The following is a 26980-nucleotide window of genomic DNA, read 5'->3' as shown; positions in this document are numbered from 1 at the left end:
GCAAAATAGCTATGCAGCTAAATCCCATCGCGGTTCATTTGTCTGAAAGTTTTGGCGTAGGCAATCAGCATATCAGTATCAAACCAATCGGTAGTGGGCTGATCAATAGTACATGGTTACTTAGCACTGCTAAAAAGTCGCTAGTAGTACAAAAGCTCAATGTTGATGTGTTTCCTGAGCCCGGTTTACTCGTAAAAAATGCCCGTTTAATAGAGCAACACCTAACTAGCAAGCAGCAATTGGGTGAGTACAACTTAGATATTATTCGCCACGTAGCGACTATTAATAATGACTATTTAGTTAACTGTGATCAGGGGGTATGGCGAGCACTAGAGTTTATTGGTGGCAGTTACAGCGACGATGTAGTCACTAATGCTACCCAAGCGCAAACTGCGGCGAATGCCTTTGGTCAATTTGCTGTGGCGCTAGAGGATTTTGATGCAGAACAATTGCACCATGTGATCCCTGACTTTCATAACTTAGCCATGCGTGCACAGACGTTTAAAACTGCAGTTAGTCTTGACCCAGAGCAGCGCTTAGCTAGTTGCCAAGCTGAGGTTGATTTTTGTTTATCGCAATTTACACTCATTGATGAACTCCAAGCATTAGCAGGATCTATACCGGTAAGGCCTTGTCATAACGATACAAAAATAAATAACATGCTGTTTTGTGAGCAATCACATAATGCTAAAGCGGTAATCGATTTAGACACTTGTATGCCAGGGTATTGGCTTTACGACTTTGGTGATATGGTACGCACCTTTTGCTCACCAGAGCAAGAAGACTCCACCGATTTAAGTAATGTAGGTGTGCGCGAAGAAATATTTGCAGCCATAGTTAAAGGTTACGTAGAGCCATTAAAAGGCCTGATCACCGAGCAAGAAAAACAAAGCTTTTGGCTAGGTGCTAAAGTGATGACCTTTATGATAGGCCTGCGATTTTTAACAGATTATATTGATGGCGATAATTATTTTTCAATCAAACATGCCAATCATAATTTAGAGCGGGCGCAAAATCAGTTTGCGCTTTATAAAGATATTATTGCAAAACAAAGCACCCTTAAAGCAATATTAGCACAAGCCTAAAATAACTAAGGCGCTATAAGCGCCTTAGTTTTACCTGTTGCAGTTTAACTGCTTCTAACATCTACTTTTAATTTAAGCTTTTGCCCCGGCTGTAAATACTTTTGTCCGGCTAAACTATTCCACTTTATAATGTCGTTTACAGTTAAGTTAAACTTAGACGCAATACGCGCTAACGAATCACCACGGCGCACTTTATACGTAATTGTACGATGCGTAGTGTTTGCTGCTGTCTTTGCTTTATTAGCAGATTTATATACCGTTAGCTTTTGATTTAAACGCAATGTGGCGCTTTTCTTCAGCTTATTCCACTTTGCAAGCTCATCCATAGTGACATCGTATTCACGACTAATATCCCACAGCGTATCACCACTTTTAACCGTATGCGAAAGCTTAGTACGGCTGGTATTATTAGCCGCAGAGCGCATTTGCTCTGGTAAATGTTCGCTATTAATTGCGCCATCAGTTAGTGGCACTAATAGTTGCTGACCGACTCTAATTGTATTTGAGCTTAACTTATTTAATGATCGGATTGCACTGGTGCTGGTGGTAAACTTTTTGGCAATAACCGATAAACTGTCGCCACGCTCAACCGTATATTGCTGCCAGCGTAAGCGGTTTTTAATATCAGTATTAGCTAATTTTTGACTAAACTGCTCAGCTTTATCAACCGGTAATAGTAAAGAATGCGGGCCATTAGGATCGGTTGCCCAACGATTAAAACCAGGGTTTAACCTATACAACTCAGTGAGTGTTATATCGGCCATTTCTGCAGCGAGTGCTAAGTCAATTTGCGAACCAATTTCAACTACTTCAACAACTTGTGCATTTATAATAGGATTCCACGTCACGTTAAAGTCATCTGAGCGCTTTAACAAGTCGGCCAGTGCTAATAATTTTGGTACATAGGCGGTGGTTTCGCTAGGTAAATCAAGTGACCAAAAATCGGTCGGCAAGTGTTTTTTGCGATTCTTTTTAATCGCGCGCAACAAGCGACCTTCACCCGAGTTATAAGCTGCAATGGCATTGAGCCAATCGCCCTCAAGGGTTTTGTGTAAATACGACAAGTAATCAAGCGCAGCGCGAGTTGATTGTACTATGTCGCGACGCCCGTCATACCACCAGTTTTGCTTTAAATCGAAACGCTCACCGGTTTGTGGCATAAATTGCCAAATACCCGACGCTGTGCGATGCGAGTAACCAAACGGATCAAAAGCACTCTCTACAATAGGCAGCAGTGCAATTTCGATAGGCATTTCACGTTTTTCTATTTCTTCAACAATAAAATGCAAATAAGGTTCGGCACGCTTCGAAATACGATTTAAATAAGATTGGTGCTTTGCATAATAGTTACGCTCGGTAACTACGGGGCGATTTTGCGGCACCTCTATTGAAAGCTGGTAACGAATACGCTCCCATACATCATCAAAAATAGGTGCTTCAGTGTCAGTATCTTTAACGTGTTGATACTTGGCGCTGCTCATTAATGCATTGCTAATATCGTGTGGACTTGCGCCTCCAAGCTGCTTATTTGCTTGAGTTGCGGCTTGCGAGTCAGTGTTTACGTTTGTTAACGTTTGACAGCCGCTTAGTGCTAATACTAAAACCAGTAATAGGGGAGATTTATTCATAAATACCAATACATGGGGTAAAAAACTCGGCGAATACTACCCGTTATGAGCTAACATTGCCACTTGTGACCTTTTAAAACACTTAGCAATAATCAAATGCTAATTTTAACTTTTTGATTGCTAAACAAAAAGTACATGTGGCTATTGGTTAGCGGATTAAAAATGGTCTTTGAACTTTCTCAGACCCGCAAAGTTTTCCCAAGGTTCATTGTTTTTTGTAACCGAGCAAAATTCTTTTGGTAATAGTTCAGTAATGTTAGGTAAATCGCTGCGCATAAAGGGGTTTATTTTTAGCTCTTGGCCGATAGTGCTTGGTAAAGTAATTTCATTTTTGCTGCGCAGTTCATCTACTCTTTTACTATAGGCAAGTAGCTCTGGGTTACGCGGTTCAATGGCTGTTGCAAAAGCGAGGTTAGCTTGAGTGTATTCGTGAGTACAGTAAACTTTGCAATCAGCAGGTAATTCGCGCAGTTTATTAAACGAGTGCCACATTTGCTCTGCAGAGCCTTCAAATAAACGCCCACAACCACCACTAAATAAAGTATCACCAGTAAAGGCAAGTTGTTCATTAACATAACAAATATGATCTAGAGTATGCCCGGGTGTCGCTATAATATTAAAAGCAGTATTAAGCACTGTAATACTTTGGCCATCAGTAAGTTGCTGAGTAATCCCCTTAAACGGGCTGTTAGTTGGGCCGTATACAGCAATATTTGGGTTTTCGCTAACCAGCTTTGCTACGCCATCGGTATGGTCGTAATGATGATGGGTAATTAAAATACCCGCCAAGGTTAAATTATGCTGCGCCAAATAATCAAGTACTGGCTCTGCTTGGCCCGGATCGACTACCCAAGCTTGCGTATTATTGCTTGTAGTTAAGCACCAAATATAATTATCTGAAAAGGCTTTAATTGCTTTGACTTGCACCATGTAACGTTGCTCTATAAAGTGACAGTTAACACCTAGTATAACGAGCTCATAAAATGAAACCAGCCCTTAGTTTTCAAGAAGGACCTAAACCGTTGTCATGGCAGCAGTTTCCTCATGGGGATTATTTACGCTGTGAGATTGAACGTAAATTAGCGCCGTGGCTCCCCCGTATGTTTGGCTACCATATGCTTAAGTTAGGTAGTTTGAGTGGCGAGCTAAACACCAGTAAATGTTTAATAAAACACCAAGTGTGCGTAGCGCAAGCGGGCGCTCACACCGGCGTTATTGCCGATATAGACGAATTACCATTTTATGAGCACACTATTGATGCATGTATTTTAAGCCATTGCTTAGAGTATCACTCAGATCCTCACCATATTTTACGCGAAGCACATCGCACTTTAATTCCAGGTGGGTATATTGTGCTAACAGGCTTTAATCCGTTTAGTTTATGTGGGCTTGCCCAATTACTGCCATTTAGTGGCCAGAAACTGCCATGGACAGGGCGTTTTTTTACCCCTGCACGGGTTAAAGATTGGCTAAATTTATTGGGATTTGAAATAGTGAGTGATGAGCGCTTTATTTACTCATCACTGGCGCGAGGTAATAGATTGTCGCGTTTTGCGTTTTGGCGTAGCTTTACCAAACAATACTTAAAACCTATGGGCAGTGTTTACATGCTGGTGGCACGTAAACGTGTTGCACCGCTCACACCCATTAAACCTAAGTGGCATGCTCGCCCGCGCTTTACAACAGTAGAAGGGGGCCTTAGACAAACCTCAAAGCAACACTTAAAGCATTGTGAGCAAAATAAAAAGTAATTTGGTATGTGCTAATCAGCTTTAAGGTTGATAACCTACATCATCGAGTAAATCTTTACTGCCAGCGGCATCGCGCGCTAAGTCATCTACAATTTCATTGTATTTATGACCGCTATGCCCTTTAACCCATTTCCAGGTTACGGTGTGTTTAGCGCACGCTAAATCGAGGCGTTTCCATAAGTCGACATTTTTTACTGGTTTTTTAGCTGAGGTTAACCAGCCGCGCTTTTTCCAATTCGTGATCCAAGACTCAATACCTTGTTTCACATATTGGCTATCGGTAGTGATATTAATAACACATGGGCGAGTTAATACTTCCAGAGCCACAATTGCCCCCAGCATTTCCATGCGATTATTAGTTGTTAGTTTATAACCTTGACTCAATTTTTTTTCATGTTCGTTATAAATCATGAATATACCATAACCACCGGGGCCTGGATTACCTAAACACGAACCATCGGTATAAATCTCTACGGTTTTTTCCACTGTTTTACCTTGATATTATGTACAATAAAGTGATTATAGAAAGATACCAGAGTCAGGATTAATTCGATATGGCACGCAGACAAATAGTTTTAGATACAGAAACCACCGGCATCGACCCTAAACAAGGGCATCGTATTATCGAAATAGGGTGTGTTGAATTAGTAAATCGCCGCTTAACCGGCAATAACTTTCATGTGTATATTAACCCGCAGCGCAACAGTGAAGAAGAAGCAATAGATGTTCACGGTATCACTAATGAGTTTTTACGTGATAAACCATTGTTTCATCAAATTGCTCAAGAGTTTTTTGATTATATTAAGGGTGCAGAACTGGTTATTCATAATGCGCCGTTCGATATTGGCCATATGGATAACGAATTTTCTCTGCTTAACCAGGGCTATCCTAAAACGGCCACTTTCTGTCAAGTACTCGACACGCTTAAAATGGCGCGTGACTTGCATCCAGGACAAAAGAACAACCTAGATGCGCTATGCCGTCGTTACGACGTAGATAACGCTAAGCGAACCTTGCACGGCGCATTACTGGATTCTGAAATATTAGCTGACGTTTACCTAGCAATGACTGGCGGACAAGTTAAGCTAAATTTGAATCAAAATAAAAATGACGATACCGATCAGCAAAAAGGCGGAATACGACGCTTAAGCGCCCAAAGAGCACCTCTTGTAGTATTAAGCGCCAGTGAGGCAGAACAAGCTGCACACGAAGCACGATTAGATATTGTTAATAATGAAGGCGGCCACTGTATATGGCGCGCTGATTAAGGCCATATTATGAAAACCTTTTATTTGGTAACCGCATTAGTATCTGCTAGTTTTTTTGCAACCAGCGCATATGGCGTTAAACAAGTTGAAGTACTAAAGCGTGATGGGAGGCAAAATGAAATCCCTTTATTAGATAATCGTTTTCGTATTGATAGTAAAGTAGCTGAAATAACCTTACTTTTTTTTAGAAAACCAGGCTCACCGGCTGTTATTTTAGTAAGGCCCGATGGCAGTAAATATTTTGCTACCGAATCAGTTAAAAACCCTGACTTAAGTTGGCATGACGAGCTTAGTTATGATTTGGTTACCATACGCAACCCCATGGCTGGCCCTTGGCAAGTTATAGGTAATATCTTACCCGACAGCCGCATTGTCGTATTAGGCCAGGTATCACTTGAGGCAGAGCCGTTACCGGAAATGCTGTTTCGAGGCGAGACAATAAAAATCACCGGAAAAATTTTAAATGACGGTGCTCCCATAAATGCCAATCTATTTAGAGATGTCGTTACCTTAAATGTTGATTTTGTAAGTACTAATAGTGCAGAGGCTGCTAATTTTGGAGCCAGTACTCAAGAAGTCGCTGAATTTAAAGATGATGGCCGAGGGTTTGACGAACGCCCAAACGATGGCGTTTTTACGGGCGAGTTTAAATTAGACTTTCCCGAAGGAGAATGGATCCCCGAACTCTACATAGCAACCCCCTTATTACAACGTCGAATAGTGCAAAGCAGCATTGTGGTACATTCTGCCCCAGTAAGTTACGACATGACGCTAGCAGAGCAAGAAAGTAACGAGCACCTTTTAGCTATTAATTTAGATGACACAATAGTTAAGCCAGAAACCGTAATTATGCAGGGTAAAATTTACTACCCTAATAACGAAGAGCAAATGTTTAGTATAGAGTCGGATGCACAACATACGAGGCAGTTAGCAATTAAAAATTATGGTTGGGGTCGATATAGTGTCGAGCTGTCTATTTTTGGCACAAATATAAAGGGTCGTGAGTTTATGGCAACGCTGCCAACGTACAAATTTGAAATTGCACGCCCAATAGAAGCGGTACCAGCAGTTGATCCAGCGACCATAATTCCACCTGATTTAATGATTGAGAGTGAACCCGTAGCAGAAAAAATAGCGAATTGGGTTTTACTCAGCTTAATTATTGTTGGAAATCTGTGCGTTTTATTAATGGGTTGGCTGGCAATTCGTATTTTTGTACAGAAAAAATCGCTTAAATTTAAAGTGAAGCTGCCTTTTATAAATAAAAAGACAACAACAAATGACGATGTTGGTAATTCTGAAAAAAAGCAAAGTACTAAAAACGGCTCAAAAAATGACAAAAGCGGTGAAATTTTAAACCTTTCGATGACAGATGACTAAAAAACCTAAATAAAAGCGAAAAAGCCCTTGACGAAATAGGGGCTGGTTCGTATTATTCACGCCGCTGTCAGGGGAGACTCAAACAGCAACGAAAATGTGGAGTGGTAGTTCAGTTGGTTAGAATACCGGCCTGTCACGCCGGGGGTCGCGGGTTCGAGTCCCGTCCACTCCGCCAATTTTCGAAAACTTGTAAGCAAAACTGGAGTGGTAGTTCAGTTGGTTAGAATACCGGCCTGTCACGCCGGGGGTCGCGGGTTCGAGTCCCGTCCACTCCGCCAACGCTTACACAACATATGGTTGTAAAACATATTCTTATTCTGGAGTGGTAGTTCAGTTGGTTAGAATACCGGCCTGTCACGCCGGGGGTCGCGGGTTCGAGTCCCGTCCACTCCGCCAATAAGAAAAAAGATAACAGTTTAAATATACGCTGGAGTGGTAGTTCAGTTGGTTAGAATACCGGCCTGTCACGCCGGGGGTCGCGGGTTCGAGTCCCGTCCACTCCGCCAACTATTTAAACATTGTTATAGTATAAAATTTGTATGCTGGAGTGGTAGTTCAGTTGGTTAGAATACCGGCCTGTCACGCCGGGGGTCGCGGGTTCGAGTCCCGTCCACTCCGCCAACAAATTAAGTAATACAAGTAAAGTAAAAGTAATATGATATCTCTGCGGAGTGGTAGTTCAGTTGGTTAGAATACCGGCCTGTCACGCCGGGGGTCGCGGGTTCGAGTCCCGTCCACTCCGCCATTTGATATCAGTAACAAAATTAGTAAGTGCATTACCCCATGCACATACCACTGCGGAGTGGTAGTTCAGTTGGTTAGAATACCGGCCTGTCACGCCGGGGGTCGCGGGTTCGAGTCCCGTCCACTCCGCCACTTGTTATTTCCTCAATAACAAGTTGAATACAATCAAAATCATAAATTACATTTCTTAGCACATAAAAAAGCCCACAAAAATGCAGGCATAAATTAATCAGTGCAAACTTATTCAGCTTTTAAATACTGCTCTAAAAATTTCAAGTAAGCGTTTGATGCCGTGATCCGATTTTCTTTTTTGCTAAAACCATGACCTTCATCGTCAAACAATACATACTCAACTGGTACGCCATTGGCTTTAACTGCAGCTACAAGCTCATCACTTTCAACTTGTAACACGCGCGGATCGTTAGCGCCTTGAATAACCATAAGTGGCTTAATGATGTTTCTAGCGTGGAATAACGGTGAAATGGCGCGGTGACGATCCCCGTCTGTTGCCGGATCGCCCATTTCGTCGTACAGCGACTTTTTAAAGCTCTCCCACCAAGATGGAATAGAATTAAGTGTACGTACCCAGTTGGTTACTCCAAAAATATTAATCCCAACTTTAAACTCTTCGGGTTCAAAGGCAAGGGCTGCCGCGGTCATAAAGCCGCCATAGCTACCACCCATAATGCCAATTTTATCGGTATCGACCCACTCTAAGCTCTGTAAATGTTTTTTGCCGTATACAATATCTTGTAGGTCATCGGTGCCGTGCTTTTTATCATCTAAATGAAAAAAGGTTTTACCATAGCCCGAGCTGCCTCGATTATTAACTGCAAAAATGGCATAACCATGATTTACCAAATGCTGTTGCATCGCACTATAACCGGTACGGCTTTGTCCGCCTGGCCCACCGTGCACCCAAATTAACGCAGGCACTTTGTTGGTGCTACTCGCTTGCTTGGGTTTATATAAAACACCTGGTATTTCTAAACCATCAAAGCTCTTAAAGCGTACTATAGTGCTTTGCACTAAATCGTTTTGATTAATTTTTTTACTGAGGGTATTAGTTAATTGCTGCGTGTTATTACTGCCTACTTGCCATACAAATAAATTACTAGGTGCAGTGTCTGAATTTAAATAAAAGGCCATGCTTTGCTCATCAGCTGAAAAGCTCACACCCCGTAAATTACCTGCCGGTAGCTTAGGCATGGCAATTTCTTTATTCGTTTGCGTATCGATCACGGTTACTTTAGTGCTGGCATCGGCGTTCACACCACTTACCTGGTAGCGCCCCGACGTTGAAAAATAAATAAAGCTTACGTCCCAGTCATCGGCTAAAGCTGGGCTGTGCTCGCCAGAAGCTAGGTCATAACGCCACATCTGCGAAAACTCACCTTTAGCGTCTGTAGAGTAGTATAAGTATTTGTTATCGGCAGAGAAGGTTTCAGGGCTGTATTGAGCAGGTGTATGGTGTTTTGAAATTAACTGTGGCTTTAGTGTTTTAGTATAAGTATCTAAAATAAAGGTATCGCTGTCTTTGTTGCTATTACTTTTAGACAGCGCAATAAAACGACCATTTGGGCTTATTGCACCTACATTTAGTCCTAAAGTATTTTGATAAACAGGCGTTACTTTATAGGTTTTACTATTAACGCGATATAAATCCATAAACTTAGCATCACGCTGATTGCTGGTAATAAAAAATTGGCTGGCATTTTTAGTGAAGCCGGCAAAACTAGCACGGGTTTCATCCCCTGGGGTTAAGTCTTTTACTGTGCCGTCAGTTTCGCGTACATAAATATGAAAGCGTTCGTTACCGCCCGTGTCTTTTGTAAACAACACTCGCTCATCATTTGGAAAATAGCGGATAGGGTAGGTACTGTCGGTAAAATCGGTTAAGCGAGTTTTGCCGCCTGTTTGGACATTAACCTCATATAGGCTGTAAATGCCACTTTCATCACTACTGACTAAAATTTTATCGCCATGGGGTGAAAAGCTACTCCCCATAATTGAGGTGGTATCAAAAAATGTTTCAGCTGAGTAGGTGCTCAGTTCTTTTACATGCGCTTTAGAGCTGGTTAGCGGGGCTGTATATGAGGATGAGTTGGTTGATTCACTGCAACCAGAGAGCGCTAGGGTAACTGCGCATGTAATTATTGTAAGTTTAATAATTTGCTTCATTGTTACGTTCCTTCACTGTTGTTTTTATAACCCGAATTTAGGTTAAAGTATTTATAGCAGTTTTACCTGAACAGTTTTTAAACGCAATAAGCAGCTGGTTTTATGTACAACAAAAGTGTATCAAAATCTTACACATAAAAAAGCCAGCACATAATGTGCTGGCTTTTATAACTTAAAAGTAGATGCTGGGCTTATTTAGCGGCATCAGTTTTTTTAGGTTTATTATTACGAGCTGCTTTACCAGCGAGTAAATCAGCAGGATCAAAGTCGTCAACGTTTATAACGTCTAAACGAGCTTGTTCTACAGCTGCTAACTTGTCAGCTTCTGCTTGGCTTAAAATACCAGCCTCAAGACCCATTTGCGCTACTTTATCAAGCTGAAAGAATGGCAGTTTAAGGCCTTTTTCTTTACATACACGGTCAAATAATGGCTCAACTTCAAGTACGTCTTTAAGCGTTTGCTCTTGACGGCCTACAAGGTTAAGCGGCTCATTTGTTAAATACACATAGCTTGCCAAACGATTACGCGTTTCGCTAGGTACTTGTAGTATTTGCGCTAATTTGTGTTCAAGTTGGTCGGTAGGTTTACGAACCGGACGGCCAAACGGGAATAACAATACTTTTAATACGCCACGCAGTGGAGCAGAAGGCATGTTATTAATTAAATCAGCAAGTGCGCGTTGACAATGATACAGGTGATCTTGACAGCTCCACTGTACTAACGGGAAGTCTTCTTTTTTACGGCCTTCGTCGTTATAACGTTTAAGCGTTGCAGACACTAAGTATAGGTAGCTTAGTAAGTCACCTAAGCGAGCAGAAATACGCTCTTTACGTTTTAGTGAGCCACCAAATACTGCCATGCTAATGTCAGACATAAGTGCAAGTGATGCACTAAAGCGCGACGCTATACGGTAAAACTCAGCGGTTTCGTCTTTGTACGGCACACTTGTAAAACGAGCCCCCGTTAACGCGAGCCATTTAGTGCGCACAAGGTTAGACATGGTAAAGCCAATGTGACCCATTAATGCTTTATCAAATACGTTTAGCGCTTCTTCACGGTCTTCAATTTCGCACGCACCTAGTTCGGTAAGTACAAACGGGTGACAGCGAATTGCACCTTGACCATAAATAATCATATTACGGGTCAAAATGTTGGCACCTTCAACGGTAATCGCAATAGGTGCACCTTGATAACCACGGCCTAAATAGTTATTTGGCCCAAGCATGATGCCCTTACCGCCAAGTACGTCCATGGCGTGCAGGGTAGAGTCACGCATTTGTTCTGTAAGGTGGTATTTAATAATAGCCGAAACAACCGAAGGTTTTTCGCCTAAATCTACCGCACCGGTAGACATGCTTACTGCAGCATCAGAGCTATATGCATAACCAGCAAGTTTTGCTAACGACTCTTCAACGCCTTCCATTTTACCAATAGGTAAGCGGAACTGGCGACGAATACGGCTGTAGGCACCGGTTGCAACAGCAATCATTTTAATGCCACCGGCTGAGTTTGACGGCAATGTAATTGCACGGCCAACCGATAAACACTCAACCAGCATACGCCAGCCTTGGCCTGCCATATCTGGCCCACCAATAATGTAATCAAGCGGTACGAATATATCTTTACCCTGCGTAGGACCATTTTGAAACGGCACATTAAGCGGGAAGTGGCGACGACCAATTTCAACCCCTGGAGTATCGGTTGGAATAAGTGCACAGGTAATGCCAGGCTCTTTATTATCACCAATTAAACCATCAGGATCTTGTAATTTAAATGCAAGCCCTAGTACCGTAGCCACAGGTGCAAGCGTAATATAACGCTTGTTCCATGTAAGGCTAACACCTACAACTTCTTCACCTTTCCATTGTCCTTTACATACTACACCGTAGTCTGGAATTGAGCTTGCATCAGAACCTGCTTCTGGCGAGGTTAATGCAAAACATGGAATTTCTTGGCCACTGGCAAGGCGCGGTAAGTAATGGTCTTTTTGCTCTTTTGTTCCATAGTGCTGGAGTAATTCACCAGGGCCTAATGAGTTTGGTACGCCAACAATTGACGAAAGTAAGGTTGATTTACTGGTTAGCTTTTGTAGTACGCACGACTGTGCAAATGCTGAGAACTGTAAACCGCCATATTCTTTTTTGATGATCATGGCAAAAAATTTGTTATCTTTTAGGTATTGCCATACATCTTGAGGAAGATCGGTAAGTTCGTGTGTTGCTTCCCAGTCATCGAGCATACTACACACTACTTCAACAGGGCCATCGATAAAGGCTTGTTCTTCAATAGTTAGCTTAGGCACTGGATATTGGTGTAACTTTTTCCAATCTGGGTTACCACAAAATAAATCAGCTTCCCACCATGTTGTACCGGCATCAATGGCTGACTTTTCAGTATCAGACATGCTAGGCGTTACTTTTTTAAACATAGTAAAAAGAGGCTTAACAATATATTGCTGGCGAATACCAGTAACAGAGAGAGGCACCGCTATAATTAAAAATATTATCCAACTAATTAAACCAAAAGCACCCGCAAAGGTACCAATTAATAATGTTGCAATAGAAACACCAAGTGCGGTGTTCCAACTTGCTCTGTGGTAAACCGCTGCGCTGAGCAGTGCGATTAAACCGAGTGTAAATATGAGTGTCATTGCTAATTCCTTATTAGAGGTCAGACCACCTTAGTTAGAGTAGCGTTAGTAACGCTAAGTTTCAAGTACCTTACGTAGTTAAATTTTGATCGAAATAGCCGTACAAAAGCAGCTCATTTAATAGAGCCAACGTTAATAAAGTAAGTTACAGCTTTAGTCTATGCATTCATAGCAACAAAAAAAATATAATCTGATAGTAAAATTTTATTTTTTAAGTAAATATAGACGCCTGTACACATAACTAAATAGTGTACGCTTAATATAAAAATATAACGTTATTTATTAATACGTGGTTTAAAGGTTAATTTATTTTATGTGTGAATTGCTTGGCATGTCGGCGAATGTGCCTACAGATATTTGTTTTAGTTTTTCGGGGCTGCTAGAGCGCGGCGGTAATACCGGGCCACATAGAGATGGTTGGGGTATTACATTTTACGAAGGTAAAGGCTGCAGAACCTTTAAAGATCCGCAGCCAAGCTACCAGTCAGAAATTGCTAAGTTAGTTAAAGCATACCCGATTAAAAGTGTGTCGGTTATTAGCCATATTCGCCAAGGTAACCGTGGCAAAGTGTGCCTTGAAAACACGCATCCGTTTACGCGTGAACTGTGGGGGCGCGAAATTACTTATGCGCATAACGGCCAGTTATCTAATTATCATGATTTAAAGCCAGATCATTACCGACCTGTTGGCGATACTGACAGCGAGTTGGCTTTTTGCTGGCTGCTGGATCAAATACGCACTAAGTACCCAAATAAGCCTGAGGATATGGCATCAGTATTTCGTTATGCAGCAACGCTTTCGCATACGCTGCGCGAAAAGGGCGTATTTAATATGCTGCTGACCGATGGCGTATTTGTTTTAGCTTACTGTACCAATAACTTACATTACATAACTCGCCGTGCGCCCTTTGGAAAAGCGACGCTTATTGATGCTGACATGGTGGTTGATTTTAACGAAGAAACCACGCCCAACGATGTTGTTAGTGTTATAGCAACAAAACCACTGACTAACGACGAGCGCTGGAAAAAAATGCAGCCGGGTGAGTTTGTATTATTTAAGATGGGTGAGTTGATTTAAGCTTGTTTTTTGCCTTTAGCGCTTAGTTGAGAGCGCTAAAAATTGTTGTAGTAAAGTAGACGCGGGCTTTTATATTGAGCTGACCAAGTACATTATTTATTATCGGAATTATATTATGACTCCTAAAAAACGCCGTATTCTACAAGCTGTGTTGTATGAATTATTTGCCATTGCTTTTGTTGGCCCTATTATAAGTTTTATGTTTGATAAATCAGCCACTTCGGCGATAGGCCTCGCTTTTATATTATCTAGCGTAGCACTTAGCTGGAACTATGTATTTAACGCATTATTTGAGCGCTGGGAGTCTCAGCAAACAATAAAAGGTCGCTCATTCAATCGTCGCTTATTACACGGAATTGGCTTTGAAGGTGGTCTTGTTTTAATTTTAGTGCCTGTTATGGCGCTGTGGTTGAAAATTTCAGTGCTGAGTGCGTTTATAGCGAACCTTGGGTTTTTTGCATTCTTTTTTGTTTATGCAATTGTTTTTACATGGGCGTTCGATCGGGTTTTTGGCTTGCCTGCTTCTGCGCAGCAGCAAAGTGAGGCTTAATAAAGTTTAACTTTTAGATTTAATCGCGAAACAAAACGTATAAAAAAAGCGCGATTTGCATCGCGCTTTATATAAACTAATAGTAATAAAGCCATTTGTAGCTAAAAATAATTGCTTACTCTGGGCTTGTTACTTTTTTAATATCAGTAGGTGGGGCAATGACAGGTGTTGTCACGGTAAATGAGTTTATTTGCACTTCAAATTGCTCCATTCCTTTTTCACCTTTCCACATACGCACTAACATGTAATCCATTTCTGGTGCAAACCAAGCAAGTGCTTGGCGTTTGTCATTATCGTATAAGCGTTTTACTTTAATTGCTTCTACGTTGCCGATAGGTAATGAAATCATCTCTGTTGCAACAACTTCAAAATTGTAGTCGCGGCGATTACCTTTTTTATCGATTAATGGGAATGAAAAACTGGTTTCGCCTTTTTTCAAACCTTCGCGTACTTGCACCTGATACGAAATAGCATCTTGAAAGTCATCAGTCCATTCACATTCAAGCGGATATTCGCTGCGGCTACTGTTAACGACTTTTTTTTGTGCGTCAAAATCAATGTTGTAGTCTTTATCAGGACCAGTGCCGGTACGGATCATTGAATAATGATGCGGGCTCACTTTGCCATCTTTAAAGGTAAATTTAGAGGTTTCCTGGCGTGAGTCAGAAAAAATCATCCACTCAATATTGCTGTGATAGGTTAACTCGTAGTTATCGTCACTTATCTTTTTGAGTTCACGCACGGCTTCACCATGATTTTTACCTTTGCGTAAAATATCATACTTAGCTTCGTACTGTGTCAATTCGCCGGCAATAAGGCTAGTTGGAAGTAAAGTGCCCACACATAATAGCAGGGCACTTATTTTTTTATTGTGGGTACTGCGCGCCGTGTGCAGGAAGTTTTGTTTCGTCAAGAACTGCATAATCTGCTTCCATAGTTAGTCTGTGTTCACTGAACCATTTGACCACCAAAGGATAAATTATATGCTCTTGTTCGTGCACGCGTTTTGCTAATGTGTCTGCTGTATCATCCTTGAGTACAGGTACTTTTGCCTGAAGTATAACCGGACCTCCGTCTAGCTCTTCAGTTACAAAATGAACACTTACGCCATGAACATCATCATTTGCATCAATTGCTCTTTGGTGGGTATTCAGCCCCTGGTACTTAGGCAACAAAGATGGATGAATGTTCAACATTTTTCCAATATATTTTTGCACCAAGTTAGGAGTAAGAATACGCATAAACCCAGCTAATACAACTAGATTCGGTATAAAAGAGTCAATGATGCTCATTAACTGTGTATCGTAGGCCTCGCGCGAGTCAAAATCTTTATGACTCAGCACTTGTGTAGCAATGCCTGCTTGCTTAGCACGCTCTAGGCCATAAGCGTCTGCTTTGTTACTAATAACAGCCGCTATTTGCGCATTTATCTCGCCACTTTCACAGGCATCAATAATGGCTTGTAAATTAGAGCCACCGCCTGAGATTAAAACTACAAGACGAGTGGGTGCCATTACTTAGCACCACCTACAATTTCAACTTGCTCTTCGCCAGGCTTAGCGTCTTGAATTTCACCAAGGTGCCATGCGTTTTCGCCCAAGTCTTTTAACATGCTTAAGCTTTGTTCTAGTTTGTCGGCTGGAACAACTAACACCATGCCTACACCACAGTTAAATGTGCGGTACATTTCGTGTGTAGTAATGTTACCGTTTTCTTGTAACCAGTTAAAAATACTAGGCCACTGCCAGCTATCGCCTTTTACTACTGCTTTTGCAGAGGCAGGTAATACGCGTGGGATATTTTCCCAAAAGCCGCCACCGGTAATGTGCGAAAGCGCGTGTACGTCAACGTGCTTGAATAACTCAAGCAGTGGTTTAACGTAAATGCGAGTAGGTTCAAGCAATGTTTCGCCTAATGTTTTGCCTTCAAAATCAGCGCTTGTATCTGCTTTAGATACTTCAAGCACTTTGCGAATAAGTGAGAAGCCATTTGAATGCGGACCACTTGAAGCAAGCGCGATAAGTTGATCGCCCGCGGCTACTTTAGTGCCATCAATAATTTTTGATTTTTCTACAACACCGGTACAAAAACCAGCCATATCGTAGTCTTCGCCGTCGTACATACCAGGCATTTCTGCGGTTTCACCACCAATAAGGGCACAGCCAGAAATTTCACAGCCTTTACCAATACCGGTTACTACGTCGGCGGCCGTGTCTACGTCTAGCTTACCTGTTGCATAGTAATCTAGGAAAAACAACGGTTCAGCACCTTGAACAATTAAATCGTTTACACACATAGCGACCAAGTCGATACCTACAGTGTCGTGCTTTTTAAGATCGATAGCTAAACGTAACTTAGTACCCACACCATCAGTGCCGGCAACTAATACTGGTTGCTTATAACCTGCCGGAATTTCGCAAAGTGCGCCAAAACCACCAATACCGCCCATTACTTCAGGACGACGAGTTTTTTTAACCACACCTTTAATACGCTCAACAAGTGCATTACCAGCGTCGATATCTACGCCCGCGTCTTTATAGCTTAGAGACTGTTTTTGTTCGCTCACAGGTTTTCCTCAAAATAGTTGTTTTGGGTTGCTTAGAAACGCGCGTATTTTACAACAATTGCGTAACCGCGGCTAGCGTAAATATAGTATTGAAATAATTAACAGGACACTTGTCCGCTAATTGCTGGCTAAATAAACAAAAAAACGCCCTTAGGCGTTTTTTACTGTTTGCTGATGTTGCAGTTAACGCTATGCTTTAGCAGTTAAAATAGCACGTAGTGGTGCCGGGTAACCTTCAATGGTTTTACTGGTGTCGTTTGGATCTAAAAAGTCGACTAACGATTCGTTTTCCATCCAAGCAGTTTTGCGTTGCTCATCTAAGGTGGTAATCGCACAATCTTTCACTTGAACATCTTTAAAACCGACGCGCTCCATCCATAGCTTTAATGCTGCGGTGCTTGGAATAAACCACACGTTACGCATTTTAGCGTAGCGGTCGGTGGGTACAAGTACCGTATTTTCGTCGCCTTCAATGACTAAGGTTTCTAGGACTAACTCGCCACCGGGGCGCAGCTGTGCTTTTAATTGCGCTAAAAAGTCGATAGGCGAGCGACGATGATAAAGTACCCCCATCGAAAATACCGTATCAAATGCTTTTAACTCGGGTAGTGCTTCAACACCCAGTGGTAATAAATGCACGTTTTCGTCGGGGTTAAAGTGTTTTATAGCTTGAAACTGACACAAAAATAAGTCAGAGGGGTCAATGCCTACTACAAACTGAGCGCCTTCACCGCGCATACGCCATAAATGATAGCCCGAGCCACAGCCAATATCTAACACTGTGCGGCCTTTGAGTGGCTCAATATGTGGAAGCAGGCGATCCCATTTCCAATCGCTGCGCCACTCTGTATCTATTTCAATGCCGTGAACGCTAAATGGGCCTTTGCGCCATGGCATCATACGTTTTAATAAATGGAGGGTTTGTTTTTGCTCACCATCGGTCATTTCACCCGCTGCGCCAATTTTTACCTGAGTAGTAATATCAACATGTTGAGTTTTAACTTCAGGTAAATTTTTAAGCACTTTTTGCCATTTAGGTAAGTCGCCATGACTTGCCTCTAACTGCCAATGTTTTAATTGCGCAGGCAGGGTTTCTAGCCAGTGACTAAGTGGGCTTTGGGCAATAGCGGCGTAAAATTGGTTAAACCATTGAGACATAAATTACTTACTCTCTTTATTTAATTGCGATCATTGAGCAAAAATTAAAACATTGGTACCACGCCTGAGTTTGGCTAAAGCCAATATCTTTTAAGCGGGTAAAGTGCGTGCTTAGCGTATCTGGGCGCATTACGTTTTCAATAGCGGTGCGCTTTTGGCTTATTTCAAGCTCCGAATACCCATTATGGCGTTTAAAATCGTGGTGTAGGTCAATTAGTAAATTATCGCACAGCTCGTTTTCGGCTTTTATTTTTTCGCTTAACAGTAATACACCGCCGGGTTTTAAGTTGGCGTATATTTTTTCAAGCACGGCTTGGCGTTGTGCATGCGGAATAAACTGCAGCGTAAAGTTCATTGCCACCACTGAAGCATTTTGAATTTCAAGCTCGTTAATATCGCCTAAGGTAACGGTAACCGGTACTTCAGACTTAAAGCCTTGTAAATGTACCTTACAACGCTCAACCATAGCTTGTGAGTTATCTACTGCAATAATATGGCAGTTATCGGTGCGAATATTACGGCGCATACTTAACGTAACCGCACCCAGCGAGCAGCCTAAATCGTAAAGATTAGAGTTACTTTGCGCATACTCACCGGCAAGTTTACCCATAGTGCTCACTATAGTGGCGTAACCCGGCACTGAACGCTGGATCATATCAGGAAAAACTTCGACTACGTTTTGATCAAAACTAAAGTCTTTAACTTGTTGCTCAGAGGCATAAATACTGTCTTTAATGGTCACGAAGCCAGTCTCTTTGAAAATAATGGCGCTATTTTAACATTTTATGCTGGATAGTCAGTGATAAATTAAGTAGCTTGGCTAGAATAATGAAAAATAAGTATAAATGAGACTATTAAATGAGCAAAAGTAAAGTTATTAGCACCGATGATATATTAGCAACCCTTTGTCACTCGGTTACAGGGGTACTCACTTCGGCCAGTGGTAATAGTGTTAGTTACTCCGCTATGGTGCAAAAAATTACCCGTACTTGTATGCGCCCAGATATTGGCTGTTTTGTGTTATTTGATGGTGGCTTTACTGGCCTAGTAATTACTAATTTCACATCGCAAGCGGCAATGGAAATTTATGGCGATTACATGCGTAACATGGGCATGCCCGAAGAAGAAATAGCACATAGTCATTTGTCTGACGATGTATCAAATGTGTTAGGCGAGTTAATGAACCAAATAGTTGGCGACTTTACCTCTAAAGTACGCGAGCAATTACATACCTCTATTACCCAAAATCAGCCAAAAATGATGGCAATTAATAAACAGGTACAAATATCGGTAGATACCACAATGGATCGCCCACAAGCGCGCCGCGTAACGTTTACCACCAGTAAACAAAATATATTTTATTTAGAGCTGGCAATGGATAAAACTGAGTTTATTAAATTACACGACTTTGACATTATCGAAGCAATAGATCCCGACGATATTATCGAAAACGAAGCAAAACAAAAAGCAGAAAAAGCGAAAGTTAAAGCTGAAAAAGAAGCAGAAGATAGTGATGATGACGACTTTATGGCAGGACTAGGGCTGTAAGAATACGTTAAAATAATTATGTGGTTAAGGTCATAAAAACCAGCCAAGCGCAGTGTTGGCCTTTATTAATAACTGTTGGGTTGCATGATTTAACCCAACAGTTATTTAAACACAATAGCGCTATTTAGCGAATAATCATCTGTTCGCGCTCAGGACCAACAGACACCATAGTTATTGGTACGCCCATTAACGCTTCAATGCGCTCAACGTATTGTTGCGCTGCAATTGGTAGGCTGTCGAAGGTACGACAACCGGTAATGTCTTCATCCCAAGGTTGCATATTTTCATACACAGGGCTTAATGCAGCCGTTTGTGGCCAAATTGGGTTTTCGCTATGATCGCCATCATAGGCAACACAGATTTTTAAATCTTTCATACCCGATAAACAATCAATTTTGGTTAAGGCAATTTCGGTGGCAGCTTGTAGCTCAACACCGTTGCGCGTGGCAACTGCATCAAAGTAGCCCATGTCGCGTGGACGGCCAGTTACTGCGCCATATTCGTTAGCGCTTTCACGAAAATTGTCTTGCTCTTCCATTGCAGTAACTAAAGTACCTGTACCTACTGATGAGCTAAACGACTTTGCTACCGCAACAACACGTTCAGGACGAAGCGCAGGTAAACCGCTGCCTATGCCTGCATAAGCGGCCGTTACGTTTGAAGAGGTAGTGTAAGGGTATTCGCCATAAACTAAATCGCGACCGGCACCTAACTGAGCTTCAAATAATAAATTAGCATTTTGTTTTTGTAGTGCTTTTAACGGCTCTGTCACATTACAAATAAATGCACGCCAAGGCGCGGTAACATCGAGTAACCACTGCGTCATTTCTTCAGCTGTTTGTGAAAAATCACAACTTGGATATAAGGCTTTTAGCTGTGGCATTTTCCAATCAAGCATAAATTGAATACGCTCTAGTAAAACGTCAGGCTGATTTAACCAACCCACTAAAATGCCTTTTTTCATTACTCGGTCGCCATACGCTGGCGAAATACCTTGGCGAGTCGAGCCGTAAGCAGCGTCGCCTAAACGTAATTCTTCAAGGGTGTCTTCAAGGGCATGTAAAGGCAGACATAAAGTGGCACGATCAGAAATACACAGCTTTACATTAACGCCAGCGGCTTTAACTTCGGCTATTTCTTCACTTAAGGCGCTAGGGCTTATTACCATGCCTGGGCCAAGTACTGCTATGCAATCAGGATTAAAAATACCGCTAGGTAATTGGTGTAGTTTAAAGGTGCCAAAATCATTCACAACGGTATGACCGGCGTTATTACCACCTTGAAAGCGAATGCTTGCTGATGCGTTCTCAGCTAAAAAATCTACGATGCGGCCTTTGCCTTCATCACCCCAGTTTGCACCTACAACAACAATTGACGGCATAATTTAATCTCCAAATTGAACAAGCTGATATGATATGCGGGCTGTTAAAATAAGAGAAATTAATTATAATTATGATATCAATAAGGATTCCATATGGCGTGTGCAATATTAAGGAAGTGAGATGTTAGATATTCATTGGTTAAAAACCTTTGTTACATTAGCAGAGCTAAAGCACTTTGGTAAAACGGCAAGTGCACTGCACATGACGCAACCTAATGTGAGCTTGCATATTAAGCAGTTAGAAAAAATGACGCGGGTAAAGTTAATCGAGCGTAACCCCTTTTGTTTAACCCAAGCGGGTTTGCGTTTATTACAGTCGGGGCAAAAAACCTTATGGGAATTGAAGGTATGTCAGTCTGATCTAAATGCAATAAATAACTTAAGCCAAGGCACACTCACCATTGCAGCCAGTGATATTATTTCTCGCTTGTTACTCATAGAGCCTTTTCAGCTGTTTAAAACCCAGTTCCCGGGGATTGATTTTACCTTGCTTAATACCACCTCGTCACAGGCATCGGCGCTGGTTAAAAGTGCAGAAGCCGATTTAGGCTTTGTAATTGCTCAAAAAGAAAGTGAGCCACTGCATTTTAGTGAACTCCAACAGATAAAGTGGTGTGCGCTGGGAAATAATTTAGCGTTATGGCAGCAAGCAAAAAACGATGAAAGTATGGTACTCACTGAGCCGCCAACATTAATTTTATTAGGCCACGATACCCGCACCCGAGAGTTATTAGATAATGCGCTACCGTCTTTAAATTTACCGAGTTATCGGGTTATGGAAGTGGGTAGTGTTGATGCACAAATTGATTGGGCAGAAGCTGGTTTTGGCGTGGCAATTGTTCCTGAGTTTTCGCTGCGCTCTAAAGCTAATTTAACCAATACAGTAACGGCTTTACCGCAATTCCCAACCACCAGTTTAGGTTATATAGTGCGGCAAAATCAGGTGCTATCTAAGGCAATAAAACAGTTACTACACTGGGTAAATGAAGAAATTTCGCGCACCCATTTAAAACAACCAAAATAGTCATCACTTAATATTACTACCGATTATTATATTGTTAATAAGCTAAGGGGTTTTATGCTATTTATGTGTTGTTCAGGTAATTACTTTAAGATAAAACGCTTATGTTTTTAAGCGCTTTAGCATGCACACTTGTACGGACCCAAAATTAGATGGACTATTTTAAAAGTTTAATAACAAAATTTATAATCGCAATGCAACAGCGGCCGGGATTATTAGCGGTAATAGCATTTTGCTCTGGTGTGGCAAGTTATGTGTTAGTTGAGCGAAAAGAATCGTTTTCGCAATTTATTGCCATATTTTTGCTAGTGAGCTGGGTATGGTTAATTATTGATAACTGGTTGCGCGATAAAGTAGAGCAAAGATTTGGTGTCGCGGTATCGCCCAACTTTATGCGCTTTGCTTTACAAATGGTGCAACAAGAAAGCCTGTTTTTTGCTTTGCCATTTTTTTTAGCGGTAACGCAGTGGGATCACCCGCAAGCTATTTTTACCGCGCTAATGATAATGTGTGCAGTCATATCGGTAATTGATCCTTTGTATTATAAAAAGTTAGCAAAAAATCGCATGTTATTTGCGGTGTTTCATAACTTTGCATTGTTTGTCGTTATATTGGTTACTTTGCCTATTTTATTTAATGTAACCACTAGCCAAAGCTTAGCAATTGCTTTGGTTACTGCTGTTATTTTTACCCTCCCCAGTTTAGGCAACTTAATGCCTAATACCCGCTGGTGGCGATTTCCTTTATTGGTAGTGATTTTGTGTATATTAAGTGCTGGCTTATGGCAACTACGTAGCTGGGTGCCGCCAGCGGCTTTGCGCTTAACCGATATTACTTTATCGCACGAGGTTGATTTAGAGCAACGCCAACCTATTGGTAATATTAAGCAATTAGACTCTTATTCACTACATCATCAGGGGTTATATACGTGGACTGCTGTTAAAGCGCCCAGAGGATTAAATGAAAAGATATTTCATGTGTGGCTATACAACAATAAAGAAGTAGATCGGATCACACTAAATATAAGTGGTGGGCGAGAGCAAGGTTATAGAGCGTGGACCCATAAAGTAAATTTCCCAACTGATTCTGTCGGTAAATGGCAGGTGCAAGTAGTAACAGAATCGGGGCAACTTATAGGTTTAACTAAATTTACAGTTTTGCCTTAGCTAATGTGCATTTACTAGCGCGTTTACGGCAATTTAATTAGCTCATTTTAAGTAAGGATTATTGCCTTGCTCTACAGCCACGCAAAAAATGCGTAAATCAAGCTCTAGCTGGTGGTAACTTGGCTCCATGTGACAACAAAGTTTATAAAAACTTTTGTTATGGTCTTTTTCTTTAAAATGAGCGAGCTCGTGTACCACTAAGGCTTTTAATAACGGCTCGGGAGCGCGCAGTAAATCACTGTTGATGGCCAAATCGTGCTTGCGAGTTTTACCTTGCATACGATAGGTGTGCGTGCCAAGTGCATTAGTGACCATGTCGCCTTGCTTTTTAAATGCGGCGCGACCAAACGGCGGGGCATTTTTTAAATACTGTTTTTTAAGCTCTGTGGCGTAGCTAAAAAGTGCTTTGTCGCTGGTAATATTATGTGCCTGCGGATACTTTTTAAGTAAGTAGTTACTTACTTTATCATTACTGATTAGATTTAATACTTGCTCAACAATGTTTGCAGGGTAGCCGGTAAAATAACGTGCATATTCACTCATGTTGCTCTCTAAGTTCTAACATTTTATTTGTTGTAAGTGGTTATTTAAAACAGTGCTTGCTGGTGGGCTTCTGCCTCGCCGCTAAATGGATTTAGTACCTTGTGGTTATAACCTAGGTCCTTACAAAACTGCCTTGCTAATAACGGTGCTTCTCGGTTGTCTGCGGTATGAAAAAATACATAGGGCGTTTTTCCTTCATCAAGCCACTGTTTTACTTTACTAAGCCAAGGCTTATAAAAGGTTTTATATTCACTTTGTAAATTAGCAATAACAAAACGTGCCATGGGTTGCTCACTTGTAGCAATAGCATGCACGGGCAGATGCGGCTTTTTTTGTTGTGCATCAATCAGCGCTTCTGTATTCGCTTTAACTGCAAATAGGGCGCGGGTATCCATGGCTATACGGTTTATGTTATTTGCCATTAATAATTGATTAAGCGCTATTTCGGCTTCACCCTTTTGAAAAAATGCCGGATGGCGAACTTCTACCCCGAAGTTTAGCTCTTTGGGTAATAGGCTAATAAATTGCGCTAACTTGGGTAAATCATTAGGGCCAAAAGCACTTGGCAGCTGCAGCATAATTTGCCCAGTTTTCTCTAAAATTGGTGCAAATAAGTTAAGCCAAGCGGTTAGCTCGTTGTGTACATTAGTCAGCTTTAGCTCATGGCTAAAGCGCCGATGAAACTTAAAGGTAAATTTAAAATCGTCGGGTACACTGTTTGCCCAGCGTAAAAGAGTACTTGGGGATGGATCGGCGTAAAAGCTGGTATTTCCCTCTACAGAGTTAAAATGTTGCGCGTATTGGCTTAGCATATCGGTATTTTTACATTGGCTCGAAAATAAATTGCCTTTCCACGCATTGCTTGACCACTGTGGGCACCCAATATATAGCATACAAACTAACGCCTAATTATAAAGTAGCTATAGTGTATCAAATAATAAAATATGCTGCTTTAAATCCGATGCAAAAAACGACACCCGCCCTAGTATCTTCATATCACTTGCGTATAATACAGGGCTTAATTTGATTATTTTGAATTGCAAGCGGTGTTATTTTTATATTCGTATTTATAAAAAAGATTTACCCTACTTAAAACGAATGTTTTTTGACCGTTGCACGCCTTTTATCTGACAGGAAAACTATGCGCTCTATATACTGCGGACAGCTAAATAAAACTCACGTAGATCAAGAAGTTGAACTATGTGGCTGGATCAACAAACGACGTGACCTTGGTGGACTTATCTTTGTCGATTTACGCGATAGAGAAGGTTTAGTACAAGTTGTATTCGATTCTGACATTGAAGAGTTGATGAGTTCAGCTAACACGCTTCGCCAAGAATTTTGTGTGCAGTTAAAAGGTATTGTACGTGCACGCCCAGATAGCCAAGTAAATAAAGACATGCCTACAGGCGAAATCGAAATATTAGGCACTGAGCTTAATATTATTAACCGCTCAGAGCCATTACCACTTGATTTTAACCAAGTGAACTCTGAAGAGCGTCGTTTAAAATACCGCTACCTAGACCTACGTCGCTTAGAAATGAGCGACCGCATTAAGTTACGCGCTAAAGCAAGCAGCTTTGTGCGTCGTTTTTTAGATGAAAACGGCTTTTTAGACATAGAAACACCCGTACTTACCAAAGCAACGCCAGAGGGCGCGCGCGATTACTTAGTACCGAGTCGTGTTCACAAAGGTAGTTTTTACGCATTACCGCAGTCGCCGCAGTTATTTAAGCAATTGTTGATGATGTCGGGTTTTGACCGTTACTACCAAATTGTAAAATGTTTCCGTGATGAAGATTTACGTGCTGATCGCCAACCTGAGTTTACTCAAATAGATATTGAAACCTCGTTCATGAGCTCTGATCAAGTACGTGGTATGACTGAAAAAATGATCCGCGAAATGTGGCAAACATTGCTAAATGTAGATTTAGGCGATTTTCCAATTATGCCTTACAGCGAAGCAATGAGCTTATACGGTTCAGATAAGCCTGATTTACGTAATCCAATGAAGCTTGTTGATATTGCCGATTTAGTTAAAGACGTAGAGTTTAATGTTTTCTCAGGCCCTGCAAATGACGAAAAAGGCCGTGTTGCGGTATTAACTGTACCAGGTGGTGCTAAGCTTTCGCGTAAACAACTTGACGATTACACTAAGTTTATTGGTATTTACGGCGCTAAAGGCATGGCGTGGATGAAAGTAAACGATCACACTGCTGGCGCAGAAGGCGTGCAGTCACCAGTAGCTAAATTTTTAACTGCAGATGTAATTACTCAGTTACTTGAGCGTACTAATGCACAGTCGGGCGATATTATTTTATTTGGTGCCGATAAGCGAAACACAGTAAATGAAGCAATGGGCGCACTGCGCGTTAAAATTGGTATTGATTTAGAAATCACTAACCTTGATAGCTGGGCACCACTTTGGGTTGTAGATTTCCCAATGTTTGAAGAAGATGACGAAGGTACGCTGCACGCTGTACATCATCCATTTACTGCGCCAAAAGACATGAGCGCAAGTGAACTTGAAGCAAACCCTGCGGCTGCTATTTCAGATGCGTACGATATGGTATTAAACGGCTACGAAGTAGGTGGCGGTTCGGTACGTATTCATAATGCTGATATGCAAGAAGCTGCGTTTAGAATTTTAGGTATTAATGAGCAAGAGCAACAAGACAAGTTTGGCTTTTTGCTTGACGCACTTAAATACGGTACGCCACCACATGCTGGTTTAGCTTTTGGCCTTGACCGTTTAGCTATGTTGCTTTGTGGTACTGATAACATTCGTGACGTTATTGCGTTCCCTAAAACTACGCAGGCGTCGTGTTTATTAACTAATGCGCCAAGTAAGCCTAATGCTGATTCGTTAGCAGAACTTGCAATTAGCGTAGTAGAAAAAGCGGTACTAAGCGCAGAGTAAATTATTTTTACAGTGTTTTGTAAATATGCGTTAGATAATTAAAAATTAAACCCTTAAGTGTAGGCTTAAGGGTTTTTTTATGGTTAAATTTAGTACTGCAATAATCATACAGATGAAAAGGAATTCTTATGTCAGTTAACATCACTCTTTTTGGCGAGTTTATCGCTTTTTTTATACTTTTATTAGTGCCTATTTTTGCTTTTATTAGTTATAAATTAGGTAAACGAAAAAGTACTAATCCAGGTGTCATTGCTTTTGTTGGTGGCTGTTTATCGCTAATTTTACCTCTGGGTTTAATATTTATAGCGATACTCGCACTGAAAAAAGATCTCCCTAAAAAAGCTCAATTTGCGCGTTAAGG

Annotated in this window: 24 protein-coding genes and 7 tRNA genes; 18 read left to right on the top strand and 13 right to left on the bottom strand. The window is 41.4% G+C overall.

From position 1 onward, the window contains the following. Positions 1-11: 11 nt before the first annotated feature. Complete coding sequence (locus tag PNIG_RS11420; RefSeq protein ID WP_011328627.1) at positions 12-1085, top strand: phosphotransferase enzyme family protein; 1074 nt, start codon at positions 12-14, stop codon at positions 1083-1085. Between the two features lie 44 nt (positions 1086-1129). On the opposite strand, the gene PNIG_RS11415 is transcribed toward PNIG_RS11420, so the two are convergent. Together PNIG_RS11415 and gloB are read right to left on the bottom strand one after the other, a co-directional pair. Next, positions 1130-2713 carry a LysM peptidoglycan-binding domain-containing protein gene (locus PNIG_RS11415; protein ID WP_089368531.1) on the bottom strand — a complete coding sequence of 528 codons (1584 nt, stop codon included), beginning with the start codon at positions 2711-2713 and terminating at the stop codon, positions 1130-1132. Positions 2714-2869: 156 nt separating this feature from the next. Further along, positions 2870-3643, bottom strand: a complete 774-nt coding sequence (gene gloB / locus PNIG_RS11410; protein ID WP_011328625.1) for a hydroxyacylglutathione hydrolase — start codon at positions 3641-3643, stop codon at positions 2870-2872. A gap of 53 nt (positions 3644-3696) precedes the next feature. Here gloB and PNIG_RS11405 point away from each other — a divergent pair, with 53 nt between their 5' ends. Further along, on the top strand, positions 3697-4464 hold the full coding sequence (locus tag PNIG_RS11405; protein WP_089368530.1) for a class I SAM-dependent methyltransferase: 768 nt from the start codon (positions 3697-3699) through the stop codon (positions 4462-4464). A gap of 21 nt (positions 4465-4485) precedes the next feature. Here PNIG_RS11405 and rnhA read toward each other — a convergent pair whose 3' ends face one another. Then, on the bottom strand, positions 4486-4950 hold the full coding sequence (gene rnhA, locus PNIG_RS11400) for a ribonuclease HI (RefSeq protein WP_011328623.1): 465 nt from the start codon (positions 4948-4950) through the stop codon (positions 4486-4488). A gap of 68 nt (positions 4951-5018) precedes the next feature. On the opposite strand from rnhA, the gene dnaQ reads away from it, so the two are divergent. The 9 genes from dnaQ to PNIG_RS11355 all read left to right on the top strand — a co-directional run bounded on the left by dnaQ (position 5019) and on the right by PNIG_RS11355 (position 7988). Beyond that, entirely contained in the window at positions 5019-5732 is a 714-nt protein-coding gene (gene dnaQ / locus PNIG_RS11395) for a DNA polymerase III subunit epsilon (protein WP_011328622.1), read from the top strand. 9 nt (positions 5733-5741) lie between these two features. Continuing rightward, positions 5742-7112 carry a TIGR03503 family protein gene (locus PNIG_RS11390; protein WP_089368529.1) on the top strand — a complete coding sequence of 457 codons (1371 nt, stop codon included), beginning with the start codon at positions 5742-5744 and terminating at the stop codon, positions 7110-7112. 98 nt (positions 7113-7210) lie between these two features. Further along, positions 7211-7287, top strand: a tRNA-Asp gene (locus PNIG_RS11385). Between the two features lie 26 nt (positions 7288-7313). Further along, positions 7314-7390, top strand: a tRNA-Asp gene (locus PNIG_RS11380). Positions 7391-7431: 41 nt separating this feature from the next. After that, a tRNA-Asp gene (locus PNIG_RS11375) sits at positions 7432-7508 on the top strand. Between the two features lie 33 nt (positions 7509-7541). Then, positions 7542-7618, top strand: a tRNA-Asp gene (locus tag PNIG_RS11370). 38 nt (positions 7619-7656) lie between these two features. Further along, positions 7657-7733, top strand: a tRNA-Asp gene (locus PNIG_RS11365). 47 nt (positions 7734-7780) lie between these two features. Continuing rightward, positions 7781-7857 (top strand) — tRNA-Asp (locus tag PNIG_RS11360). 54 nt (positions 7858-7911) lie between these two features. Continuing rightward, positions 7912-7988, top strand: a tRNA-Asp gene (locus PNIG_RS11355). Between the two features lie 108 nt (positions 7989-8096). Here the strand turns inward: PNIG_RS11355 and PNIG_RS11350 are convergent. Together PNIG_RS11350 and fadE are read right to left on the bottom strand one after the other, a co-directional pair. Beyond that, positions 8097-10037 carry a S9 family peptidase gene (locus PNIG_RS11350; RefSeq protein ID WP_089368528.1) on the bottom strand — a complete coding sequence of 647 codons (1941 nt, stop codon included), beginning with the start codon at positions 10035-10037 and terminating at the stop codon, positions 8097-8099. 191 nt (positions 10038-10228) lie between these two features. Continuing rightward, positions 10229-12688, bottom strand: a complete 2460-nt coding sequence (gene fadE, locus PNIG_RS11345; protein ID WP_011328618.1) for an acyl-CoA dehydrogenase FadE — start codon at positions 12686-12688, stop codon at positions 10229-10231. 313 nt (positions 12689-13001) lie between these two features. Between fadE and PNIG_RS11340 the strand changes: the two genes are divergently transcribed. Both PNIG_RS11340 and PNIG_RS11335 read left to right on the top strand, forming a co-directional pair. Beyond that, positions 13002-13766: a class II glutamine amidotransferase gene (locus tag PNIG_RS11340; protein WP_058373720.1), complete on the top strand. Its 765-nt coding sequence runs from the start codon at positions 13002-13004 to the stop codon at positions 13764-13766. 115 nt (positions 13767-13881) lie between these two features. Then, a complete protein-coding gene (locus PNIG_RS11335) occupies positions 13882-14316 on the top strand; it encodes a PACE efflux transporter (protein ID WP_089368527.1) in 435 nt (144 codons plus the stop codon). 115 nt (positions 14317-14431) lie between these two features. Here PNIG_RS11335 and PNIG_RS11330 read toward each other — a convergent pair whose 3' ends face one another. The 5 genes from PNIG_RS11330 to cmoA form a co-directional block, all read right to left on the bottom strand. Further along, the gene (locus PNIG_RS11330) at positions 14432-15238 is read right to left on the bottom strand and encodes a DUF3108 domain-containing protein (protein WP_370446719.1); all 807 of its coding nucleotides are present in this window, start codon (positions 15236-15238) and stop codon (positions 14432-14434) included. Further along, positions 15183-15830 carry a phosphoribosylglycinamide formyltransferase gene (gene purN, locus PNIG_RS11325; protein ID WP_011328614.1) on the bottom strand — a complete coding sequence of 216 codons (648 nt, stop codon included), beginning with the start codon at positions 15828-15830 and terminating at the stop codon, positions 15183-15185. The genes PNIG_RS11330 and purN overlap by 56 nt, the downstream gene beginning before the upstream one ends. After that, a complete protein-coding gene (purM, locus tag PNIG_RS11320; RefSeq protein WP_089368526.1) occupies positions 15830-16882 on the bottom strand; it encodes a phosphoribosylformylglycinamidine cyclo-ligase in 1053 nt (350 codons plus the stop codon). Before purM ends, purN begins: the two co-directional genes overlap by 1 nt. 189 nt (positions 16883-17071) lie before the next feature. Next, complete coding sequence (cmoB, locus tag PNIG_RS11315) at positions 17072-18040, bottom strand: tRNA 5-methoxyuridine(34)/uridine 5-oxyacetic acid(34) synthase CmoB (RefSeq protein WP_089368525.1); 969 nt, start codon at positions 18038-18040, stop codon at positions 17072-17074. Between the two features lie 16 nt (positions 18041-18056). Next, a complete protein-coding gene (gene cmoA / locus PNIG_RS11310; protein WP_011328611.1) occupies positions 18057-18782 on the bottom strand; it encodes a carboxy-S-adenosyl-L-methionine synthase CmoA in 726 nt (241 codons plus the stop codon). Between the two features lie 116 nt (positions 18783-18898). Here cmoA and PNIG_RS11305 point away from each other — a divergent pair, with 116 nt between their 5' ends. Then, complete coding sequence (locus PNIG_RS11305; RefSeq protein ID WP_089368524.1) at positions 18899-19588, top strand: DUF3334 family protein; 690 nt, start codon at positions 18899-18901, stop codon at positions 19586-19588. Positions 19589-19712: 124 nt separating this feature from the next. On the opposite strand, the gene PNIG_RS11300 is transcribed toward PNIG_RS11305, so the two are convergent. Beyond that, on the bottom strand, positions 19713-20969 hold the full coding sequence (locus tag PNIG_RS11300) for an adenylosuccinate synthase (RefSeq protein ID WP_011328609.1): 1257 nt from the start codon (positions 20967-20969) through the stop codon (positions 19713-19715). A 121-nt stretch (positions 20970-21090) separates the two neighbouring features. Between PNIG_RS11300 and PNIG_RS11295 the strand changes: the two genes are divergently transcribed. After that, positions 21091-21993, top strand: coding sequence for a LysR family transcriptional regulator (locus PNIG_RS11295; RefSeq protein ID WP_089368523.1), 903 nt, complete (start codon positions 21091-21093; stop codon positions 21991-21993). A 149-nt stretch (positions 21994-22142) separates the two neighbouring features. Further along, positions 22143-23156, top strand: coding sequence for a DUF5924 family protein (locus PNIG_RS11290; RefSeq protein ID WP_089368522.1), 1014 nt, complete (start codon positions 22143-22145; stop codon positions 23154-23156). Positions 23157-23198: 42 nt separating this feature from the next. Here PNIG_RS11290 and PNIG_RS11285 read toward each other — a convergent pair whose 3' ends face one another. Both PNIG_RS11285 and PNIG_RS11280 read right to left on the bottom strand, forming a co-directional pair. Further along, the gene (locus tag PNIG_RS11285; RefSeq protein ID WP_011328606.1) at positions 23199-23699 is read right to left on the bottom strand and encodes a M48 metallopeptidase family protein; all 501 of its coding nucleotides are present in this window, start codon (positions 23697-23699) and stop codon (positions 23199-23201) included. A 44-nt stretch (positions 23700-23743) separates the two neighbouring features. After that, a complete protein-coding gene (locus PNIG_RS11280) occupies positions 23744-24592 on the bottom strand; it encodes a DUF72 domain-containing protein (protein WP_011328605.1) in 849 nt (282 codons plus the stop codon). A 248-nt stretch (positions 24593-24840) separates the two neighbouring features. Between PNIG_RS11280 and aspS the strand changes: the two genes are divergently transcribed. Continuing rightward, complete coding sequence (gene aspS / locus PNIG_RS11275; RefSeq protein ID WP_011328604.1) at positions 24841-26619, top strand: aspartate--tRNA ligase; 1779 nt, start codon at positions 24841-24843, stop codon at positions 26617-26619. A gap of 128 nt (positions 26620-26747) precedes the next feature. Next, positions 26748-26978, top strand: coding sequence for a hypothetical protein (locus PNIG_RS11270; protein WP_011328602.1), 231 nt, complete (start codon positions 26748-26750; stop codon positions 26976-26978). Positions 26979-26980 lie beyond the last annotated feature (2 nt).

Source organism: Pseudoalteromonas nigrifaciens (assembly GCF_002221505.1).
In the GTDB taxonomy this organism is placed as follows: Bacteria; Pseudomonadota; Gammaproteobacteria; order Enterobacterales; family Alteromonadaceae; genus Pseudoalteromonas; species Pseudoalteromonas nigrifaciens.
The sequence above is the reverse complement of the archived record's forward strand: the minus strand, read 5'-3'. Positions and strand labels throughout refer to the sequence as shown.

Coding starts and splice junctions, on each gene's coding strand:
- dnaQ (WP_011328622.1), top strand. CDS start 5,019: ATGGCACGCAGACAAATAGTTTTAGATACAGAAACCACCGGCATCGAC.
- PNIG_RS11350 (WP_089368528.1), bottom strand. CDS start 10,037: ATGAAGCAAATTATTAAACTTACAATAATTACATGCGCAGTTACCCTA.
- PNIG_RS11415 (WP_089368531.1), bottom strand. CDS start 2,713: ATGAATAAATCTCCCCTATTACTGGTTTTAGTATTAGCACTAAGCGGC.
- PNIG_RS11295 (WP_089368523.1), top strand. CDS start 21,091: ATGTTAGATATTCATTGGTTAAAAACCTTTGTTACATTAGCAGAGCTA.
- gloB (WP_011328625.1), bottom strand. CDS start 3,643: ATGGTGCAAGTCAAAGCAATTAAAGCCTTTTCAGATAATTATATTTGG.
- aspS (WP_011328604.1), top strand. CDS start 24,841: ATGCGCTCTATATACTGCGGACAGCTAAATAAAACTCACGTAGATCAA.
- PNIG_RS11285 (WP_011328606.1), bottom strand. CDS start 23,699: ATGAGTGAATATGCACGTTATTTTACCGGCTACCCTGCAAACATTGTT.
- PNIG_RS11390 (WP_089368529.1), top strand. CDS start 5,742: ATGAAAACCTTTTATTTGGTAACCGCATTAGTATCTGCTAGTTTTTTT.
- PNIG_RS11340 (WP_058373720.1), top strand. CDS start 13,002: ATGTGTGAATTGCTTGGCATGTCGGCGAATGTGCCTACAGATATTTGT.
- PNIG_RS11335 (WP_089368527.1), top strand. CDS start 13,882: ATGACTCCTAAAAAACGCCGTATTCTACAAGCTGTGTTGTATGAATTA.
- PNIG_RS11270 (WP_011328602.1), top strand. CDS start 26,748: ATGTCAGTTAACATCACTCTTTTTGGCGAGTTTATCGCTTTTTTTATA.
- PNIG_RS11405 (WP_089368530.1), top strand. CDS start 3,697: ATGAAACCAGCCCTTAGTTTTCAAGAAGGACCTAAACCGTTGTCATGG.
- PNIG_RS11305 (WP_089368524.1), top strand. CDS start 18,899: ATGAGCAAAAGTAAAGTTATTAGCACCGATGATATATTAGCAACCCTT.
- PNIG_RS11300 (WP_011328609.1), bottom strand. CDS start 20,969: ATGCCGTCAATTGTTGTTGTAGGTGCAAACTGGGGTGATGAAGGCAAA.
- PNIG_RS11290 (WP_089368522.1), top strand. CDS start 22,143: ATGGACTATTTTAAAAGTTTAATAACAAAATTTATAATCGCAATGCAA.
- purN (WP_011328614.1), bottom strand. CDS start 15,830: ATGGCACCCACTCGTCTTGTAGTTTTAATCTCAGGCGGTGGCTCTAAT.
- cmoB (WP_089368525.1), bottom strand. CDS start 18,040: ATGTCTCAATGGTTTAACCAATTTTACGCCGCTATTGCCCAAAGCCCA.
- fadE (WP_011328618.1), bottom strand. CDS start 12,688: ATGACACTCATATTTACACTCGGTTTAATCGCACTGCTCAGCGCAGCG.
- PNIG_RS11280 (WP_011328605.1), bottom strand. CDS start 24,592: ATGCTATATATTGGGTGCCCACAGTGGTCAAGCAATGCGTGGAAAGGC.
- PNIG_RS11330 (WP_370446719.1), bottom strand. CDS start 15,238: ATGCAGTTCTTGACGAAACAAAACTTCCTGCACACGGCGCGCAGTACC.
- PNIG_RS11420 (WP_011328627.1), top strand. CDS start 12: ATGCAGCTAAATCCCATCGCGGTTCATTTGTCTGAAAGTTTTGGCGTA.